Here is an 18,957-nt window from a genome sequence, read left to right on the forward strand (position 1 = left end):
GTAACGAAATAGGTATTCCTTTTTTTTATGGTTTTTAAAGATACTAAAACCAAAAAAAAGCCTTAAATCATTTGGGTTAAATGATTAAGGCTTTTAAATTGTGGAGTCGGAGAGAATCGAACTCTCGTCCAAACAAGTAACCAAAGGGCTTTCTACACGTTTATTCTTTTCTTGGGTTTTCGATTGCAAGCTGGTTAAAGACAACCCACTTACAACTTAGCTTTTTAATCTCGAAAAGGCATCAAAGCGCTACCTAATCTTAGTTAATTTTTACGATGCCTCAAAAAAGAACGCCATTAACCAAGGCTTTCTGGAGACATTTAGCCTTCCTACCTAGTAGGAATGAGCACGAATCTTACTATAATTCAGATTATGCAGCTAAAGCGTAGTTATTCTCGCCGTTTAAAATTTGGTCTAGCCTTTTAGGTGTTTCAATGCCATTACACCACGTGCTTACCATCTAATTAATCTCGCTGTCAAAACCAGTCGACCCCATAATGAAATAGTAAATTTTTAATTTACGTCATTGAATTAATCCTAAACTTGCTTCAGGAACTCATCCATCCATAAATGATAATAATATTTTGGGCGTTACCTTTTCAGGTCGGGCTGTCCGCTATATCTTTTGCTCAAAAAAGCAAAAGGATGCCGCTTCCATCCCTAACGCACTAATCCAAGAAACCTATAGTATAAGTTCAAGGGCTGCAAAATTACTAAAAATACTAATGCAAAAGCTATACCAATCTTGTTTTATATGTATTTGCAGAAATAGTGTCAGTATATATATTTAATCTTTAGGTATCAGAAGGAAGTGTTTTTCTAAAGTGAAAAAAGAATTTTAGTCACATAATCCATCAATAAAATTTATTACGTTTACCTCTCTAAATTCTATAGGTGTTTTAACATTATAAATTGGGTATAGAGTTTTAAGGAATAGTTGTTTTAAAGCTTATTTTTGCCGACTTCAATTTACTAATTCAACAACACATGACAAAACCAAGAATAGCACTTGCGATTGGCATTATTTGTATATCAATATTTCCAATATTGGTGAAGCTAAATCTTACACCAGGACTTGTTTCAGCATTTTACAGAATGGCCATAGCTTCTCTTTTTATTGTGCCTTACGTTCTTATAACAAAACAGTTTAAGGTAACGTCTAAAAAAGCATTAGGGTTTTCTATGATTTGTGGAGTTGTATTTGGTTTAGATGTTGGTGTTTGGAATATTGCGATTCAGCAATCAACAGCCACACAAGCAACTTTGCTGACTAACCTGTCTCCTGTTTGGGTAGGTGTTGGAGCTTTTTTATTTCTAAAAGATAAACCAAAACAGAATTTTTGGATGGGTACCGTTGTGGCCATTATAGGTATGGTGCTTTTAGTCGGATTTGATTTGTTTCTCAATTTTGATTTTAATATCGCTTTTATTTTTGGTGTCTTGTCAGGAATGCTCTATGCTGTTTATATGCTATTAAGTAAAACTATTTTAGAAGAAATGGAGGTCATGACCTTTATGATGATTAGCCTATTATCTTCTACTATAGCCTTAGGTGTACTTAGTTATGTTTTTAATGAACCGTTTACGGGATTTTCAGATGCTGGGTGGTTGGTATTAGTGGTTCAAGGCGTGGTGTGTCAGTTGTTAGCATGGCTACTTATTAGTTTTGCAACAAAGCACATGCGCGCAACAAGAGTTTCTGTAAGTTTGTTAGGACAAGCTGTATTGGCTTCCATTTTAGCTTGGTGGCTACTAGATGAACAAGTGTCCTTACAAATGGTAATTGGAGGTATTGTATTACTCTTTGGAATTAGACTTACATTTTATGAAAAAGCGTTGCTTAAAACTAAAGCTTAACTGTATTAATCGTGGTTTTATTTACAACGATAGTTCTGGTAATAAGTTATTTGAACAGCGTTTGTAAAAAAAACAATAATTAAAGTACCGTAAACCAGAAGCCTGTAATATTTAATGAATGCTGTTGCGGACCTTAAGGCATGTAAATATTTTTAACCAAAGAATGTTTGCGAAAACATGCAAATCCGCTTATTTTCGTGAAAATATTTTCAAAATTAAATGCTAGAATTATTGAATTTCTTTGAGTCTATTTAAAGAAATTAATAATGTATTTGTAATATAAATACTGGCAATATTTAATGTAGAACTATCTCAATTTTAAAATTTATCTATGACATTTGCTATCATAAAAGAACGTAAAAATCCACCAGACAGACGAGTTGTCTTTTCTCCTGAAACTTTAGCTGAAGCTAGAACTCAATTTCCTGAAGCTAATTTTATAATAGAATCTTCAGATATTCGTGTTTTTCCTGATGAGGCATACAGAAAGTTAGGTTTTGAAGTATTAGAAGATGTGTCGCATGCCGATGTAATGATTGGTGTAAAAGAAGTGCCAATAGAAGATCTAATTCCAAATAAGAAATACTTTTATTTTTCACATACCATAAAAAAACAACCTTACAATAGAAAGCTTCTAGTTGCTATGCTAGAGAAGAATATTGAAATGTTTGATCATGAAACTATAGTGAAGAAGAGTGGAGCAAGACTTATAGGTTTTGGTCGCTATGCAGGTTTAGTTGGAGCTTACAATGGTTTTAGAGCTTTAGGATTGAGAGATAATTTATTCAATTTACCAAAAGTAGAAACACTTGCCGATTTAGATGCTGTAAAAGCAGAGTTAGATAAAATTACACTTCCTAATATCAAAATATTACTTACAGGAACAGGGAAAGTGGCTTACGGAGCAAAAGAGATTTTAGATCATTTAGGTATTAAAGAAGTTAGCGACGCCTTGTATTTAACGTCTCAGTTTACAGAGCCTGTTTATGTTATGGCAGATGTTATGGAGTATGCCAAACGAAAAGATGGTAAAGTAGGAGATAAGTACAAGTTTTATAAAGACCCTTCAGGTTACGAGAGTAATTTTATGCCTTATGCTAAGGAAACTGACTTTTTTATAGCAGGTCATTTTTATGGTAATAATGCACCTTATTTATTTACAAGAGAAGACGCCAAACATCCTGATTTTAGAATAAATTTAGTGGCAGATATATCTTGTGATATTGATGGCCCTGTAGCAAGTACTATTAGACCATCAACAATAGCAGACCCTTTTTATGGTTACGATCCTCAAAAAGAAGTCGAAGTAGATTTTGATGCAAAAGATGCCATTACAGTTATGGCTGTAGATAATTTACCTTGCGAATTACCAAAAGATGCCAGTGAAGGTTTTGGTACTACCTTTTTAGAACATGTGATTCCTGCATTTTTTAATAATGATAAAAACGAAGTTTTAAAACGCGCAAAAATCACAGAAAACGGTAAGTTAACAAAACGTTTTAGCTATCTACAGGATTATATTGATGGGAAACAATAATATTAAAACAGCTTTAGTAACAGGAGCAGCTTCAGGTTTAGGGTTTGAGTTAGCACTTTTGTTAGCTAAGGATGGTTACCATCTGGTTTTAATTGATATAGATTCAGCAAAATTAGAAGCGGCAAAAGCTAATATTTTAAAAGAGTATCCAACTCAAATTATCGTAATGGTAAAGGATTTGAGTGTTATAAATATTGCTCAAGAGATTTATGACGATCTCAATACGCTTAACATAGATGTTATTATAAACAATGCAGGTTTTGGTTTGTTTGGTACTTTTTACGAGACAGATTGGGAGCGAGGATCGCAAATGCTGCATCTTCATATTTTAACAACAACGCATTTAATAAAGTTAATTTTACCAGGCATGGTTGAACGTGGTTCGGGTAAAATTTTAAACTTATCGTCTTTAGCCGCATTTCAACCTGGTCCATTAATGGCTTTATACTATGCTTCAAAAGCTTATATTTTATCTTTTTCTGAAGCTATTTCTAACGAATTAAAGGGCACAGGAGTGACAGTGACAGCATTATGTCCTGGTCCAACAAAAACAGCATTTCAAAGTACTGTATCTGAAGATACTGCAGAAAATAAAATAGCTTTTAATATGGCCTGCGCAAAAGAAGTTGCTCTTTATGGCTACAAAGCAATGCAAAAAGGTAAGGTCATAGCAATTCCCGGTGTGTTTAATAAATTTTTATCTTTTCTGCCACGAGTTTTAACTCGAAATAGAACGACTAAAATTGTAAGGAAAATTCAGGATAAGAATCGTGAATGTTAATCCATTAAATATCTAAATAGATGCTAGCCTTACTAAGTCTAGTGATCGTGGTATCTGTTTTAATATTAAACTGGATCCATTTGTTTAATGGACTTCCATTTGAATAATAGCCCTGTTTATGTGTCTCTTTATCTTTATTTAGTCTATTAAATTCTAAAATATAACTACCATCCTTTTTATTGTTTGTCATAGGCAGAAAACCTTCCATGCTGTCATTTGGACCTAGACTTTCCAAATCTTTTACTGTTAAGTTTTCGCTGGTATAAAGCTTTATGTTTTCAATTTCAACGTTAGAATTGTTTTTTATAACAAAATCAATGCCTTTCTTATTAAAAAGGTTACAAGAACAAATGGTGAAAACGAAAATAAGAATAACTGCTTTTTTCATGATTTTAATTCTTTTCAAACTGATTCAAATTCTTAAACATCCAAAAGCCAACCACTAAGAACATTCCAAAACCTAAGGTGAACAGCCAAGCATCAAAATTTTGAAATGGTGCAATTATAATATTCAAAACATCTAAAAACAAAATTTGTGGTTGACTAATAATTTCCCAAGAATTATAACGTAAAAAACGTCCTAAGTATACACCAAAACCGCACAAAAAGAGAATAATAATAGTAAGTGTTGCAATAGGTGTTTTTTCAAATTTACATTTAACAAGCCTTTGCATATCTATAATAGACATAAAGAATACTAATAACCCGCTTAATGCAAATGATAGAACCACTAAAATATCGAGCCATAAAAGCGCGTCGTTTCCTATTCTAATATGTATAAGATCTGTAACAATATATGGTGCATTTGGTAAGAAAGCCAACCAAATAATTGACCAAAAAATCAGTTTTAGCTTACTTAGGTTTGGTGTCGTATTGAGATATATAGTAATTGCATAGGGAATGATGGCTAAAAAGACATTCCAGATTAAAAATAAAAAGAAATAGGATTTGTTTAGTTTCATACGTACCATGAGTAAAATAACGCTAAAAGTTAAGGCTACAGTTATTAATGAGAGGGTTTTAAATCGACTTTGAATCAATATTTTTATAGCTTCCATAATCTAATATTTTTTTGTTTTGTAATTTTGAAATTGAAGATTCAATCGCTAATACGGTTAGTATTCCTAAAGTATAAGCAAGCAAATCTGTGACCTGAAATGTGCTTCCAAAAATAAGTTTAGCTGTAAAACTGTCTTGTAAATTAAAGTAGGTTAAGAATGGGGTAAGCTGAAGGAATTCTACGAGATAAGCAATTAAGAGGACGACTAATGCCGAAACCCAAATTTTCAGATTGGTACATCCTCTAATAATTGCATATAATAAAATAACACATAGATAATCGCCAAATGTATAGCGAATAAATCCGGTTTTAACGATAAAGGCAATAGCTAATTCTACAAGAAAAAGACTGTGTGCTAATACTAAATAGTTTTTATTGAATTGTAGGTACATATTAAATGTTTATTTAATGACTATAAAAAAATAACAAATGGCAATAGGAATATTTAAGAGTAACAAACCACACGTTCTAAAAACTAGGCTTCTGTAAGTCCAGTACACAAATGCTGTAATTATTAATATCAGAAACATAATAGCATTGGTTATTGTGGCATAGCCAACATAATACAAGCCGGTAATAACTATTGAGTTTGTATTTGGAAATAGTAAAAACGAAACCAATAAACAAGTGCCAAGCACAAAACTGATTAAACCAATGAGTTTGGCTGTATTAATAATATGATATAAAGTTTTCATACATTTTCTGTTAAAAAACCTCGCTCATTCCTTTGGGATAGAAGCGGAGCGAGGATCATCACACTAACTAATTATCCGTTATTCCAATCAATTTTACGAGAGACAAACATTACCGTTGCTAAGATTAAGAACAATCCAATACTGCCAACTAATAAGGCGTAGTTTTCAAGTTGAATAATGACGTAAATAAATGAATACAAAGCAGTCAGTGATAAGCCAATTAATGCCGAAAATTTAAAATTTCTAAGTATAGATTTAGAATAAAGTGTTATAAGTAATACCACAGATACACCAGCTATTAAATATGCTTTTAAGAAATTACTATGTTCTGAGATTGAAACTAATAAGGTGTAAAACATTACCAAAGCCAAACCAATCATTAAATATTGAAATGGATGAATATGGATTTTACTCATGGTTTGAATTAAGAAAAATATTAAGAATGTGAGCCCAATAACTAAGAATCCATATTTAGCAGAACGCTCACTTTTTTGATATTCATCTACTAAAACCACGAATTTAGTACCAAAAGCAAACGGTTTTAAACTAGGAACTTTCTTTAAGTATTTTTGTGAAAACGCTCTGTTTATAGATAACACTTTCCAGTCTACTTTAAAGCCTTCTTTTGTTATGCTTCTGGTTTCATCATTAGGAGAATAGTTGCCTATAAATCCAGGATCTGCCCAGTTTGATGTCATTTGCATAGTTGTTGTTTTCCCAACAGGAATGGCTTGTATTTGTTCACTACCATCATAAGTTACTTTCATGTTAAACTTAAAATTGGTTTTTAATAGCGCTTCGTTTATAAATCCTGTTTCTAATTCATCTAATTGGTTGCCTGATGTATTGTCATTATAGTTAGTTTCAAAAAGATAAGGAGTGCCGTCTATGTTTATTGCCATTTCATTTTTAATGCCTTTTAAGTTGGTTGTTCTAAATAAAATTGAAGCTTTTTCCCAAATGACATCCTCATTTTTAATGCCTTTATCTTTAAGGCTTGGTTGCTTGTAATTGCCTTCTATTATCATGTTAGAAGTAAAAACAGCAGATTCAAAATTACCTAAATGCAAGGTTTTTGATTTCACTGAAGCATCAATATCTAGTTTTTCTGGAAATATATAAGCGTAATTAATGTGTGTTTTGGTTTCCTTTAAATATGTCTTTGTTTTTTCGTTAAAGGTTGAAGTTTCTGAATAGGTTTTATAGGGTAGTTTTAAAATAGGACCATACATCATCACCTCATTTCCCCATTTTTGATTAATCTCTTGTACAACATCTTGTTGTCTGTAAGAGCGTTCTTCAATGAGTAAATTAACGTAAGTTAAGGGAATAAGCAATACGAGAATTAAAGTACCAACCATTAGCATTCTTGCTGTGATTGAGGTTTTTAACCATTGACCAAACTTGTTAGGTTGGTGTATGGGTTTTTGATTCTCGGTGTTTGGGTGTTCAGGATTTTCCATGTTGTGTGTATTTAATTTGTTATGTTATAAAGTACTTTGTTTTTCAAAGTGAATAGTTAAAAAAAAGGAGACATACTGAGCGTAGTCTATATATTATGTTTTGTGTATTAATTTTTCTAGGGCTTCAATATGTTTTTTAAATTCTGCTTTTCCGAGTTTAGTAACACTATATCTTGTGTTTGGTTTTCGGCCAATAAATTGTTTTTCTACTAAAATATAGTCTGCTTTTTCTAAAGCTTTGGTATGGCTTGCCAAATTACCATCTGTAGCACCAAGCAATTCTTTCAGCATATTAAAATCGGCAAACTCGTTTACCATAAGAACAGACATAATACCAAGTCTTATCCTATGATCAAAAAGTTTATTTATGTTTGTTATTATACTCATCTTGTTTCCTGTAAAAACAGGAATTTATTTAATTTCATAAGGGGTGTCAAATTTACTATTAATCATAATAGTGTCATTTAAAACCGTAATATTAATAACGTCTTCAATTTGATACCCATTTGTATAGTATCCAAAACGTTTAGAAATGATGGTGTTGTTTTCAGAATTTTTAAATGATATGACATAACTACCATCAGAAGTTACCTTATTCATTTTTGTGAAAAAATCAATCGTTTTGCTTTTGCCTAAACGGATTAACTGCTGTTTAGAATCGGGTAAAATACTTAAGGAATCTATATTAAAGTTACTCTTATTTGTAATCATAAATTTTCCTTCATTAGAACGGCACGAAAACAAAAGTAAAATGCTTAAGATGTAAACCCAAACGTTTTTTAGTTTCATTTTACGTCATATTTAAAATGCATCCAAGTGCCATAAATAATGTGCATAATACCAAAACCAATAACCCATAACCAAAATCCAAATCCTGGATACAGCGCTGCAATAAGACCTAAAATTATTTGAATAAATCCTAAGTATTTAATATCACCAATGCTATATTTTGAAGCATTTATTAAAGCTAAACCATAAAAAATAAGCATTAAGCCACCTGTTTGGCCATATTTTCCTTGACTTAAAATAATGAGTATATAAAGTCCGCCAGCAACTAATGGAATTAAAAAGTTAAAGAGTAATCGCTTAGAAGAGTTATCCCATATTTTCTCGTCATTCTTTTTTGCTTTTCTTGTTGTTAGAAAAATTCCTGTTGTGGCACTAAAAAATGCAACTAAGAATAAGATGAGCATCACAGTTCTAAAAACCCAACCATCTAATATAAGTGTTCCGTAACTATAAGTTGTTACTATATAATAGGTGAGTGCAGCACCAATGAGCGCGTAAATGCCAGCTAAGATTCCAGTCAAGCCACTTAATGAAATAAAACGAGATGATTTATTCATCAAATTTTTAATTTCACTGATATCTTTTAAATAATCTTTGTCACTCATAATTAAAGTACTTTGAAATACAAAGTAAAGTGAAATATTCGATTTCAACAAATTTATTTTAGAGATTTGACTAGATTTATGACTTATCAGTTAAAATATTAAAGCAATATGATTGAATTACTTTTAGCGATAGCCAATATTTCTGGTGGATTTTTGTTAGGATTAGCAACGTTAGATAAGTGGGATGGTGAACGCGACTTTTTTAATAGAATAATGATTAATAACTTAAATTAACAATAAATGAATCCAGCAGAAGTGCACATCCTTAAACAACCAGAACCATACAAATCTATTTTTTTGCATTTACAGGTTTTAATAGCACACACTTTGCCAGAAGCAGATTTATTATACAAATGGAGAATGCCGTGTTATTACATTGAAAAACGACCAATGTGTTATCTAAATCGAAGTAAAGATTATGTAGATGTTGGGTTTTGGCACTCTGCACACTTATCTAAAAAATGGGATGCTTATCTGATAACAGAAAAGCGAAAAGTTGTAAAATCATTACGTTATAAAACGCTAGAAGATATTGATGATGCTGTTTTTATTTCAATATTAAAAGAAGTGGAGAGTTTTAAGGAAAAGGGATTTTATCGAAAAAATTAATATCCGTTTTTTTATTGTTATGGTTTTAGGGGATTAAAATATTTGGTTGTGTAATTCTAAAAAGACCTCTATCAATCTCAGTAACTTTTAAGAGGTTTATTTTACTAAAAAGAGTCCTAAAAAAACAGCTAAAAAGCCTATAACAAAACTAGCAACCGTATAAATAGCAAAACTCATAAAATCACCAGATTTTAAAAACACATGGTTTTCATATGCAAAGGTAGAAAAGGTTGTAAAACCACCACAAAAACCAGTAGCTAAAAGTAAGGTTTGGCTTTGAGATAAGGTTTCGTTTTTAGCAGCCATACCAAGAATAATTCCTATTAATAAACTCCCTATAATATTAGCTGCAAATGTGCCATAAGGAATTCCTGTATTAGAGTTATTAAGCCATTTACCAATAATAAAACGGAGGACGCTACCAAAACCACCACCTAGAAATACGAGAATTAGCTGTTTCAAATTTTAGTTTAATCGTTAGTTGTTAGTTTTTTTTTTTCATTTTTAAATCAATCTACTTAATTTCTATATAGATTTCAGTAATCCATTTTGAAGGGTTTAGTTCATACATTGGATCTGTGATATAGGTTTCAAGCATCGATCCGCCATCAACTATTTCTAAATTATTATCGGCAATATAAGTCATGGTCGTTTCCCATGCTTCTTTTAGGTTAGAATAATTACCCTTTAAAACGGTTTTTACAGTTCTAAAAGATTCTAGTTTTCCTGTTAAAATATCAGGATCATCAGAAACAATTTTAGAATTGGTAGGTACAGCACAAGAAAAAATAACAGCATCATTCTCTTCATCCCATTTATGATATAAAACAAAAGGAGGACCAGCCATAGTGATATTGTGCGTTATAGCATAGGCACCAACTTTTGGTAGCATAGTTGTCATGTTTTTTTTAAAATCACCAAACTTACAAGATGTTGTGTTATATAAATAGTAACCTCCACTGTGTTGTGTAATGCCTTCAACCTTTATGCTATATACTTTCATTTCGGCCTGTATTACACTGTCTAGTTTTTCTAAACCTCTTTCATAATCAGGACCAATTTGTTTTTCCATACCACCTGTAAATGCAGAAAACATTTTAAAACCAAAAGGTAAATCTTTTCCAGAAATAGTCCAGGTTACCTCTGTTGAGCCATCTTCGTTAGGTTCAAATTTCCAAGTAACATCAGATTTTGGAAATTCGCCAAATTGCATTTCTTGTGTAATCGTTGTATTGGGTTTTGTATCAGTTGTAGTCATGTTTCCTATGTCATTGTCATCATTCCATTGGAAAGTACCGCCAATACCTTTAGTCTTTTCTCCTAATGTAATTATAATATCAGGTTTTGCTTCAACCCAAGCAGACCAAGATTCCCAATTTTTAAAATCAATAACATTATCATACACTACAGATTGTGGTGCATTTATGGTTCTACTTCGTGTAACTTCAAAGGAATTTGGTTGTACAGCAACATAAATTGATAACCCGATGATAAGTATTAATAGTAGTAATAGTATGTATTTTAAGATTTTCATTTTTAGGGATTAAATGGTGTTGTTTTTCAAAGATAGTCATTTTATGATATGTGATATATATGTTACATTTGTGTAGAACTAAAAACTAACAAATATGAATTTAAAATCACTATTTAAAATTTGTCTTTTTGCCTTATTAATTGTGGCATGTAAGAATGATGTAAAGGAAGAACCAACTGAAACTGTAGAAACAGCTAAAACAGACTTCAGTTTTAATGTAGAAGAGTTTGCCGATATTAAAATATTACGTTACCAAATACCAGGTTGGGATAACTTGAGTTTAAAGGAGCAAAAGTTAGTTTACTATTTAACAGAAGCAGGTCTTGCTGGTAGAGATATAATGTGGGATCAGAATTACAGACACAACCTTAAAATTAGACGTGCTTTAGAAAATGTTTATACCAAATATTCAGGTGATAAAACATCTGATACATGGAAAAATTTTACTATTTATTTAAAGCGTGTATGGTTTAGTAATGGAATTCACCATCACTATTCTAACGATAAAATAAAGCCAGATTTCTCTAGAGAAGATTTAAGAGAATTGTTTAAAGCAACAAAAACAGAGCTTGCTGAAGACGTGTTTGATGTCATTTTTAACGATAAGGATGCTAAGAAAGTGAATCAAGCAAAAGGCGTTGATAATGTATTGGCATCTGCAGTAAACTTTTATGGTCCAGATGTTACAAACGCGGATGTTCTTAATTTCTACAAAGACAAAACATCACCTGATCCAGATAAGCCATTATCTTATGGTTTAAATTCTCAATTGGTAAAGGAAGACGGAGTCTTAAAAGAGCGTGTGTATCATTTAGATGGTTTATATGGCTCTGCTATTGCTCAAATAATTAACTGGTTAGGAAAAGCAAGAGAAGTTGCAGAAAATGAAGAACAAGGTCATGCTTTAGATTTATTAATAAAGTATTATATGACAGGTGATTTACAAACTTGGGACGATTATAACGTTGCATGGACAAAAGCAACTAAAGGTAATATTGATTACATCAATAGTTTTATTGAAGTCTATAACGATCCAATAGGTTACAGAGGGTCTTATGAGAGTATTGTTCAGATTAATGATTTTGATATGTCTAAAAAAATGGCTGTGCTTTCTGAAAATGCACAGTGGTTTGAAGATAACTCACCTTTAATGGATGCTCATAAAAAAGATAATGTTGTTGGTGTAACTTATAAAGTTGTTAACGTAGCTGGTGAAGCTGGAGATGCATCGCCAAGTACTCCAATTGGAGTTAATTTACCAAATGCCAATTGGATTAGAGCTGCTGTAGGAAGTAAATCAGTATCTCTTGGAAATATTATTCATGCCTATAATAACGCAGGTGGTTCTGGACGATTGAGAGAATTTGCAAACGATGAAGAAGAGATTCAATTAGAAGAAGAATACGGACAATTAGCAGATAAATTACACACGGCATTGCACGAAGTAATTGGTCATGCTTCAGGACAATTAAATCCTGGTGTAGGTGAAACTAAAGAAACACTAAAAACATATGCATCTACTTTAGAAGAAGGACGTGCAGATTTAGTTGGTTTGTACTATTTATACGATTCTAAATTACAAGAACTTGGTTTAGTTGACGATTGGGAAAAAGTAGGTAAGGCTGCCTTTGATGGTTATATTAGAAATGGATTAATGACACAGTTAATTCGTTTAAATCTCGGTGATGATGTAGAAGAAGCACACATGAGAAACAGACAGTGGGTTTCTGCTTGGGCTTACGAAAAAGGAAAAGCAGATAATGTGATTGAGAAAATTACAAGAGATGGAAAAACCTATTTTAATATCAATGATTATGAAAAATTACATGATCTTTTTGGACAATTATTAAGAGAAACTCAACGTATTAAATCTGAAGGCGATTACGAGGCTGTTGAAGCTTTAGTTGAAGGTTACGGAGTAAAAGTAGATCAAAATATTCATAAAGAAGTTATTGAGCGTAACAAGCAGTTTCCTTCGCCTCCTTACAGTGGTTTTGTTAACCCTGTTTTAGAGCCAGTAATGGACAAAGACGGTGAAATTACAGCGATTAAAATTACGCAACCAAAAACATTCGCAGAGCAAATGTTAAAATATGGAAAAATCTATAGTCATCTTCCAGATGTAAATTAATAGATTACTATTATATAATAAAAAAAGCACTTACAGTTTTGTAGGTGCTTTTTTTTATATTTACAAGACTTGTATTTAGAATAATGTTAAATTGAAAAAAAGGAAGCCTATATACAATAATTTCTCATGTAAGAATTTAGTGTATTCACGAGTTAGTATATCCGAATTTTCTCGTGCTCATTTTTGTTTATTACATTAGTTGCAAAATCACGCAACTAATAAACACGTTACAAATAATTATCAAGAACCAATAGTAACTTTAAAACACTTTTTCTATTGGCTTTGTAGTTGCTAAATGAGTTACTTAACCAGACATAAATAATTTGCATTTATTATGAAAAAAAATATTACGATTTTGTTAATACTATTGTTTTCAGTGGGGTTGAGTTTTTCTCAAATTCCAATTGAAGAATACCGAACAGAGGTTGAAAATTTAAAGTCGGCAAATGAATTAGAAGCATATTGGAATAAACTTTATCACATTGATCAAGAAGTTTTGGTCAATACAACCGATTTAAGAATCGCAGATAGTATATCTATTTCAAATATGATTAAAACGGCTTTAATGTTTGATATTCATAAATTAAATGAATATAAACCAAATGGTTCTGGTGGTTTGTTAACAGTACTTAATCTTTCTCATAATTATATAGGACAATGCCAAATTGCATATTGGCCAATAATTGAAAAATGCGCGGAAATTGGAGGTGCTATTGATAGTTTTGGTGGAAAATATCCCGCATATCAACTAGAAAGTGTATCGCTTACATTTTATAACTATTCATTAATCAATCAAGAACTAAAGTATTCAGAGCTCTTAAATAAATTGAGCAAAATAAAAAGAGACCATATTGTTGATGAACTTTTAAAGTCATATCAAAATCAAAATAAATTGCGTAAATTAAATGAAGTTGCCGTTTTAAATAGTTGGTATCTTCAATCGTTCAAAAATCAAAAGGATGAAGGTGAATTTTCATTTGTAAAAATGTCAGATAATAATCTATACATAAAAAAGTACAAACGAATAGAAAAACTCGAATTGATTGAAACTAAAGAAAAATCAAAAATTTATAGGATAGAAAATGAACCTTTTGGTTGGACATACGTTTATGGAAATAACGGAAGTTTATCTTTAGTTGACCATGAAAAAAATGAATTAATAAAATATACTTTAGCTAAATAAAATAACTAAACATTAACAAACACGCTGGCATTCATTGTGAAACTCAATTTAAAAAAATATTAAGATGAGAAAAAGAACATTTGATATCGTTTTTATAATATTAGCAACTGCACTATTGATCTTGTTATCGGAATACGGAATTCTAGAAAAATATATTGCTTTTTCAATAGTTCCTATCTTGATTGCGTATTTTTTAGGACAATACTCTGAAAGAAAATTCAGAAATTAAGTGTAAAGGTTTGAATTGAAAATCGTGAACTTAATGCAGAATTAAACGATTAATTTATCCATCCAAACCGAATAGTAAAAGTAGAATGATAAATTTTGGTCTTTTGCAGTTGAATATAGAAATCTATAAATCTTTATTTGCATTATTTATACTAGCGTTTTCTTGTATAACGTATTATTTTTATAAAAAGGATAATAAAGTAAAAAAGCAAGTGCTAACACTGTATCACATTAATTAAGGGAGAAAATTCTTTTTTGAGAATAGTACCGAATTACATGTTGTTTTTCTATACTCATAACGATTAGATTTTTAATGATTAAATTCGTGCAATGTCAGGTAGCTCATTCTATCCAGGCTCTTAAAGTCTAGAATGAATTCCTAACAAAGACTTCAGGCTATTCTAAACAACATTCTGAATCCATTATTATGAAATTAAATCTATTATCATGCGACGCTCATAGACCAGACAAAAGGGCCATAGCTAACTGTATTACTGAGATGTCTACGAATGGAAATGCATTGCTATCTAATGAGCTTACAGAGATTCTTTTAGAAGGAGACGTTGTAGATATAGAGGTGGCAGATAAAAATTCAGGCTCAGCCTTAAGAGCCTTACGAAAGCTTGATATAGATTACGAAATAGTTGAATAAAAATTGAATGAAAAATGATTCACCTCATAGTCGGAAATACAGGTTCCGGAAAAACCACTTACGCTAACGAACTCAAAAGAAACATTAAAGGTGTGGTGTTTTCAATAGATACTTGGAACAATGTTTTGTTTCTTCCAGACAAAAAAGAAACAGATGGTTTACATTGGTTTTTAGAACGCATTGAACGTTCTGAACGTATGATGCTAGAGTTAATTCATCAGTTAGAGAGTTTAAAAACAGATGCCATTTTAGATTTAGGATTGTCTAAATTTGGACATCGTGAAAAGTTTAGAAAATTCGCAGAAATAAATAACTATCAAATAAAACTACATTTTCTAGATGTTTCTAAAGCCACAAGATTAGAGCGCGTAATGAAGCGGAATACAGAAAAAGGAGATACGTTTGAGTTTGAAGTGACAAAAGAGAACTTCGATTTTATGGAAACCTGGTTTGAAAGACCCTCAGAAGATGAACTTAGGGATGGTTTTGTGATTTCCGAATAAAAATTAATTAAATAATCAGAATATGGATAAGCGAGAAAATTCAATAGAGATCAGTAAAACTGAATTTCGAAAAATGGGTTATCAGCTCATCGATACCATTTCTGATTTTCTCGATGATATTTCAAATCAACCCGTCACAACAACCAAGTCAATAAAAGAATTACAACAGCTATTAGGTAATTCATCTTTACCTAATAAAGGTGTTTCGGCAGATGAGCTTTTAATATCAACTTCAAAATTATTATTTGATAATTCGTTATTAAACGGTCATCCTAAATTTTTTGGATTTATAACATCGTCAGCTGCACCAATTGGAGCTCTAGCCGATTTGCTAGCCGCTTCGGTTAATCCTAATGTTGGTGGACAAATTCTAAGTCCGATAGCCACCGAAATAGAAAAACAAACCATTACGTGGTTAGCCGAATTTATAGGAGTGTCTCCAAGTTATGGAGGCGTTTTAGTTAGCGGAGGTAATATGGCTAATTTTACAGCGTTTTTAGCAGCAAGAACAGCTAAGGCACCAAAAAGTATAAAAGAAAACGGACTTTCAAATACTTCTAAACAGCTCATTTCATACTGTTCAAAATCTACACATACATGGATAGATAAAGCCGCGATTCTGTTTGGTCATGGTAGCAATTCTATTCGTTGGATTCCAACTGACGCTTCAAATAAAATGAATATTAAAGCTTTAGAGCAAAGCATTAAAGAAGATATTACACAAGGTCATCAGCCCTTTATGGTTGTTGGGACCGCTGGTGATGTAAGCACAGGTGTTGTAGATAACCTTCAAGCTGTTGCAGCTGTTTGTAAAACTCATGATTTATGGTTTCATATTGATGGAGCTTATGGTATTCCAGCCGCAGTTATTCCTGAGTTAAAAGATTTATTTAATGGAGTAGAGGAAGCAGATTCCATAGCACTCGATCCTCATAAATGGTTATACAGCCCTTTAGAAGCCGGTTGTACGTTGGTTAAAAATCCAAAACACTTAATTGATACCTATAGTTCGCATCCCGAATATTACAATTTTAGTTTAACAGAAGAAGGAGGTGCTTTGAATTTCTTTGAATATGGACTTCAAAATTCAAGAGGATTTAGAGCTTTAAAAGTTTGGTTGGCCTTGCAACAAATAGGCCGTGATGGTTATGTGAAGTTAATTAGAGAAGATATATCCTTATCAAAATATTTTGCTGAATTAGCAGAACAGCATTCAGAATTAGAACCTGTGACACATAATCTAAGTATTGCAACCTTAAGATACATTCCTCAAAATCTTGAAGTAAAGGGTGAAAAACGAGCCGAATATTTAAATACATTAAATGAAGCTTTAGTGAATGGACTACAAGCGGAAGGTGAGTTGTTTTTATCTAATGCTATTATTGATGAGAAGTATTGTATGAGAGCTTGCATTGTTAATTTTAGAACAACCAAAAAGGATATTGAAGAGTGTATTGAAATTATTGTCAAAGAAGGTCGAAAATTACATTCGTCACATAGTTTGACTTAGATAGCTACTATAGCTTAATCAAGTTGCTATTCGTAAGCCAAATAAGTAATTTCTATTAACCCAATAAATCGTCTAAAGCAGGTCTTAAGTTTACATACGTAAAGTTAAAGCCTTCAGATTCTACTTTTTGAGAACTGACGCGTTGGCTTTCAAACAAAAGAATATGCATCTCTCCTAAAACGAGTTTCATAGCAAATTTTGGAATGTTGGGTAATATTAATGGCCGATGTAAAACCTTTGCTGCAGCTTTGGTTAACTCTTCATTGGTTACGGGATTTGGAGCTACACCATTATAAATACCTTCAAAATTGTTTTGTACGGCATAAACAAAAAGTGAGGCTAAGTCTTTAACATGAATCCAACTTTGCCACTGTTTGCCACTTCCAAATGCTGCGCCAGCACCAAACTTAATGGGTTTTACAATTTCGGGTAAGGCACCACCATCTTTGGCTAAAACGAGTCCTATTCTAATTTTTGCGACTTTACAGCCTAAAGCTTTAAAACCATCTACAGCAGTTTCCCATTTGTCTACAACGTTACCTAAAAATGATTCTGATATTTCAGTATTTGTTTCTTGGTAATATTTGGTTAAACTCGTTGGGTAAATTCCAATAGCACTAGCAGACACTACTAAGTTAATTTTATAATTGTATTTTTTTATGGTGTCTTGTAGTAGTTGTGCTGTTTTAGTTCGGCTTTCAAGTATGGCTTTTTTATAGCTATCGGTCCAACGTTTAGATATGGAAGCGCCAACCATATTGATAATTGCAGTAACGTTTTCAAAACATTTAGGATCAATTTTATTGGTGTTAGGATTCCAGTAAAACCCTTTATAGTTTTCTTTGGTACTAAGTTTAGATTTTGAAGTTGTTAAATAATGCACAGCGATGCCTTTAGCATGACATTGTTTTACAATTTCCTGCCCAATTAATCCTGTCGCTCCTGTTATTAAAACGGTCATCTTTCCTTTTTATGTAAAGATACGAAATGGGAAAGGTGTGGGTGTGGAGTTTAGTTTGGATTTAACGTTTAATAGGGCATTGTAAAAATGATTTACCTATATGGTAATCTATTTCACCAGAAATGACTGTAACTAAAGAATATTGTTTTAAATATTTAATCTATGATGTTTAGAATGTTATAGACTCTTTTTTTTGAGCTCGTAACATTTCGCGTTTTCCAGGAGGTCCAGGCAGTCGCTCTACTGTAAAACCAACAGCTTGCATAGCGCGTCTTACACTTCCTTTTGCAGAGTAGGTTACTAACACACCATTCTCTTTTAGTGCATCAAACATGATTTTAAAAATGTCTTCTGTCCATAAATTTGGTTGAACGCGTGCACCAAAAGCATCAAAGTATATGAGGTTAAATTCGTTTTTATCTTCTATATCCTTGAAGAATTTTTGTTGTTTTTTTAGCTGAAAACTTGAAGTGATTTCATGTTGTTCCTCCCAAGACGTATTATGAAGTTTTTCAAAAATAGCATCGTGATTTTTTGAAATTAGCTCAACATAATTTAGTTGATTTATTTCTTCTAATTGAACAGGATAAGCTTCTACTCCAACATAATTAAGTGCTAATTTTAGCTTTTCGGCTTCAATTAAAGTTAAGAAAGCGTTTAGTCCTGTACCAAACCCTATTTCTAGAATGGAAATGGGGTTAGATACCGAATAATTCTCAGAATAAAAAAGCAAACCATGTTTTAAAAACACGTGGTTTGCTTCTTGTATAGCACCATGAATAGAGTGGTATTGTTCGTTCCATTCTTCAATTTGTATGGTTTTAGAACCATCTGAGGTGGTAATTATTTTTCTCTTCAA

22 protein-coding genes and 1 other RNA gene are annotated in these 18,957 nt (G+C 31.9%); 10 read left to right on the top strand and 13 right to left on the bottom strand.

Annotated elements, in window-relative coordinates; all coding sequences use genetic code 11:
* Positions 1 to 98 precede the first annotated feature (98 nt).
* Positions 99 to 494: a transfer-messenger RNA gene (gene ssrA, locus VDP25_RS03465) on the bottom strand.
* A 493-nt stretch (positions 495 to 987) separates the two neighbouring features.
* Between ssrA and VDP25_RS03470 the strand changes: the two genes are divergently transcribed.
* From VDP25_RS03470 to VDP25_RS03480, 3 genes are all read left to right on the top strand, one after another.
* Positions 988 to 1,857 carry a DMT family transporter gene (locus tag VDP25_RS03470; protein ID WP_334466950.1) on the top strand — a complete coding sequence of 290 codons (870 nt, stop codon included), beginning with the start codon at positions 988 to 990 and terminating at the stop codon, positions 1,855 to 1,857.
* A gap of 331 nt (positions 1,858 to 2,188) precedes the next feature.
* Entirely contained in the window at positions 2,189 to 3,394 is a 1,206-nt protein-coding gene (locus tag VDP25_RS03475) for an NAD(P)-dependent oxidoreductase (RefSeq protein WP_334466952.1), read from the top strand.
* Positions 3,381 to 4,175, top strand: coding sequence for an SDR family NAD(P)-dependent oxidoreductase (locus VDP25_RS03480; RefSeq protein WP_334466953.1), 795 nt, complete (start codon positions 3,381 to 3,383; stop codon positions 4,173 to 4,175). Before VDP25_RS03475 ends, VDP25_RS03480 begins: the two co-directional genes overlap by 14 nt.
* Before the next feature lie 4 nt (positions 4,176 to 4,179).
* On the opposite strand, the gene VDP25_RS03485 is transcribed toward VDP25_RS03480, so the two are convergent.
* The 8 genes from VDP25_RS03485 to VDP25_RS03520 all read right to left on the bottom strand — a co-directional run bounded on the left by VDP25_RS03485 (position 4,180) and on the right by VDP25_RS03520 (position 8,787).
* A complete protein-coding gene (locus tag VDP25_RS03485) occupies positions 4,180 to 4,563 on the bottom strand; it encodes a hypothetical protein (RefSeq protein ID WP_334466955.1) in 384 nt (127 codons plus the stop codon).
* A 4-nt stretch (positions 4,564 to 4,567) separates the two neighbouring features.
* The gene (locus VDP25_RS03490) at positions 4,568 to 5,233 is read right to left on the bottom strand and encodes a DUF1361 domain-containing protein (protein ID WP_334466957.1); all 666 of its coding nucleotides are present in this window, start codon (positions 5,231 to 5,233) and stop codon (positions 4,568 to 4,570) included.
* The gene (locus VDP25_RS03495) at positions 5,196 to 5,627 is read right to left on the bottom strand and encodes a ribosomal maturation YjgA family protein (RefSeq protein WP_334466958.1); all 432 of its coding nucleotides are present in this window, start codon (positions 5,625 to 5,627) and stop codon (positions 5,196 to 5,198) included. Before VDP25_RS03495 ends, VDP25_RS03490 begins: the two co-directional genes overlap by 38 nt.
* 9 nt (positions 5,628 to 5,636) lie before the next feature.
* Positions 5,637 to 5,930, bottom strand: coding sequence for a hypothetical protein (locus tag VDP25_RS03500; RefSeq protein ID WP_334466960.1), 294 nt, complete (start codon positions 5,928 to 5,930; stop codon positions 5,637 to 5,639).
* A 71-nt stretch (positions 5,931 to 6,001) separates the two neighbouring features.
* Positions 6,002 to 7,393, bottom strand: a complete 1,392-nt coding sequence (gene creD, locus VDP25_RS03505; RefSeq protein WP_334466961.1) for a cell envelope integrity protein CreD — start codon at positions 7,391 to 7,393, stop codon at positions 6,002 to 6,004.
* A 93-nt stretch (positions 7,394 to 7,486) separates the two neighbouring features.
* On the bottom strand, positions 7,487 to 7,780 hold the full coding sequence (locus VDP25_RS03510) for a winged helix-turn-helix domain-containing protein (RefSeq protein WP_215925491.1): 294 nt from the start codon (positions 7,778 to 7,780) through the stop codon (positions 7,487 to 7,489).
* 24 nt (positions 7,781 to 7,804) lie between these two features.
* Positions 7,805 to 8,182: a hypothetical protein gene (locus tag VDP25_RS03515; protein WP_334466963.1), complete on the bottom strand. Its 378-nt coding sequence runs from the start codon at positions 8,180 to 8,182 to the stop codon at positions 7,805 to 7,807.
* The gene (locus VDP25_RS03520; RefSeq protein ID WP_334466965.1) at positions 8,179 to 8,787 is read right to left on the bottom strand and encodes a hypothetical protein; all 609 of its coding nucleotides are present in this window, start codon (positions 8,785 to 8,787) and stop codon (positions 8,179 to 8,181) included. Before VDP25_RS03520 ends, VDP25_RS03515 begins: the two co-directional genes overlap by 4 nt.
* A gap of 108 nt (positions 8,788 to 8,895) precedes the next feature.
* Here VDP25_RS03520 and VDP25_RS03525 point away from each other — a divergent pair, with 108 nt between their 5' ends.
* Both VDP25_RS03525 and VDP25_RS03530 read left to right on the top strand, forming a co-directional pair.
* Entirely contained in the window at positions 8,896 to 9,021 is a 126-nt protein-coding gene (locus tag VDP25_RS03525; protein ID WP_334466967.1) for a hypothetical protein, read from the top strand.
* A gap of 6 nt (positions 9,022 to 9,027) precedes the next feature.
* Complete coding sequence (locus VDP25_RS03530) at positions 9,028 to 9,396, top strand: DUF1801 domain-containing protein (RefSeq protein ID WP_334466968.1); 369 nt, start codon at positions 9,028 to 9,030, stop codon at positions 9,394 to 9,396.
* Between the two features lie 96 nt (positions 9,397 to 9,492).
* Here VDP25_RS03530 and crcB read toward each other — a convergent pair whose 3' ends face one another.
* Positions 9,493 to 9,858 carry a fluoride efflux transporter CrcB gene (gene crcB, locus VDP25_RS03535; protein ID WP_334466969.1) on the bottom strand — a complete coding sequence of 122 codons (366 nt, stop codon included), beginning with the start codon at positions 9,856 to 9,858 and terminating at the stop codon, positions 9,493 to 9,495.
* Between the two features lie 52 nt (positions 9,859 to 9,910).
* On the bottom strand, positions 9,911 to 10,930 hold the full coding sequence (locus VDP25_RS03540) for an SRPBCC family protein (protein ID WP_334466970.1): 1,020 nt from the start codon (positions 10,928 to 10,930) through the stop codon (positions 9,911 to 9,913).
* Positions 10,931 to 11,024: 94 nt separating this feature from the next.
* Here VDP25_RS03540 and VDP25_RS03545 point away from each other — a divergent pair, with 94 nt between their 5' ends.
* The 5 genes from VDP25_RS03545 (at position 11,025) to VDP25_RS03565 (ending at position 17,137) form a co-directional block, all read left to right on the top strand.
* Positions 11,025 to 13,061: a dipeptidyl-peptidase 3 family protein gene (locus tag VDP25_RS03545; RefSeq protein ID WP_334466971.1), complete on the top strand. Its 2,037-nt coding sequence runs from the start codon at positions 11,025 to 11,027 to the stop codon at positions 13,059 to 13,061.
* A 334-nt stretch (positions 13,062 to 13,395) separates the two neighbouring features.
* The gene (locus VDP25_RS03550; protein ID WP_334466973.1) at positions 13,396 to 14,244 is read left to right on the top strand and encodes a hypothetical protein; all 849 of its coding nucleotides are present in this window, start codon (positions 13,396 to 13,398) and stop codon (positions 14,242 to 14,244) included.
* Positions 14,245 to 14,899: 655 nt separating this feature from the next.
* On the top strand, positions 14,900 to 15,124 hold the full coding sequence (locus tag VDP25_RS03555; RefSeq protein ID WP_334466975.1) for a hypothetical protein: 225 nt from the start codon (positions 14,900 to 14,902) through the stop codon (positions 15,122 to 15,124).
* Between the two features lie 14 nt (positions 15,125 to 15,138).
* On the top strand, positions 15,139 to 15,627 hold the full coding sequence (locus VDP25_RS03560; protein ID WP_334466977.1) for an AAA family ATPase: 489 nt from the start codon (positions 15,139 to 15,141) through the stop codon (positions 15,625 to 15,627).
* Between the two features lie 22 nt (positions 15,628 to 15,649).
* Positions 15,650 to 17,137: a pyridoxal phosphate-dependent decarboxylase family protein gene (locus VDP25_RS03565; RefSeq protein ID WP_334466978.1), complete on the top strand. Its 1,488-nt coding sequence runs from the start codon at positions 15,650 to 15,652 to the stop codon at positions 17,135 to 17,137.
* Positions 17,138 to 17,192: 55 nt separating this feature from the next.
* On the opposite strand, the gene VDP25_RS03570 is transcribed toward VDP25_RS03565, so the two are convergent.
* Together VDP25_RS03570 and mnmD are read right to left on the bottom strand one after the other, a co-directional pair.
* Positions 17,193 to 18,098: a TIGR01777 family oxidoreductase gene (locus VDP25_RS03570; RefSeq protein WP_334466981.1), complete on the bottom strand. Its 906-nt coding sequence runs from the start codon at positions 18,096 to 18,098 to the stop codon at positions 17,193 to 17,195.
* A 169-nt stretch (positions 18,099 to 18,267) separates the two neighbouring features.
* Positions 18,268 to 18,957, bottom strand: coding sequence for a tRNA (5-methylaminomethyl-2-thiouridine)(34)-methyltransferase MnmD (gene mnmD / locus VDP25_RS03575; protein ID WP_334466984.1), 690 nt, complete (start codon positions 18,955 to 18,957; stop codon positions 18,268 to 18,270).

It is taken from the genome of Winogradskyella sp. ECml5-4 (assembly GCF_036903175.1).
Lineage (GTDB): Bacteria > Bacteroidota > Bacteroidia > Flavobacteriales > Flavobacteriaceae > Winogradskyella > Winogradskyella damuponensis.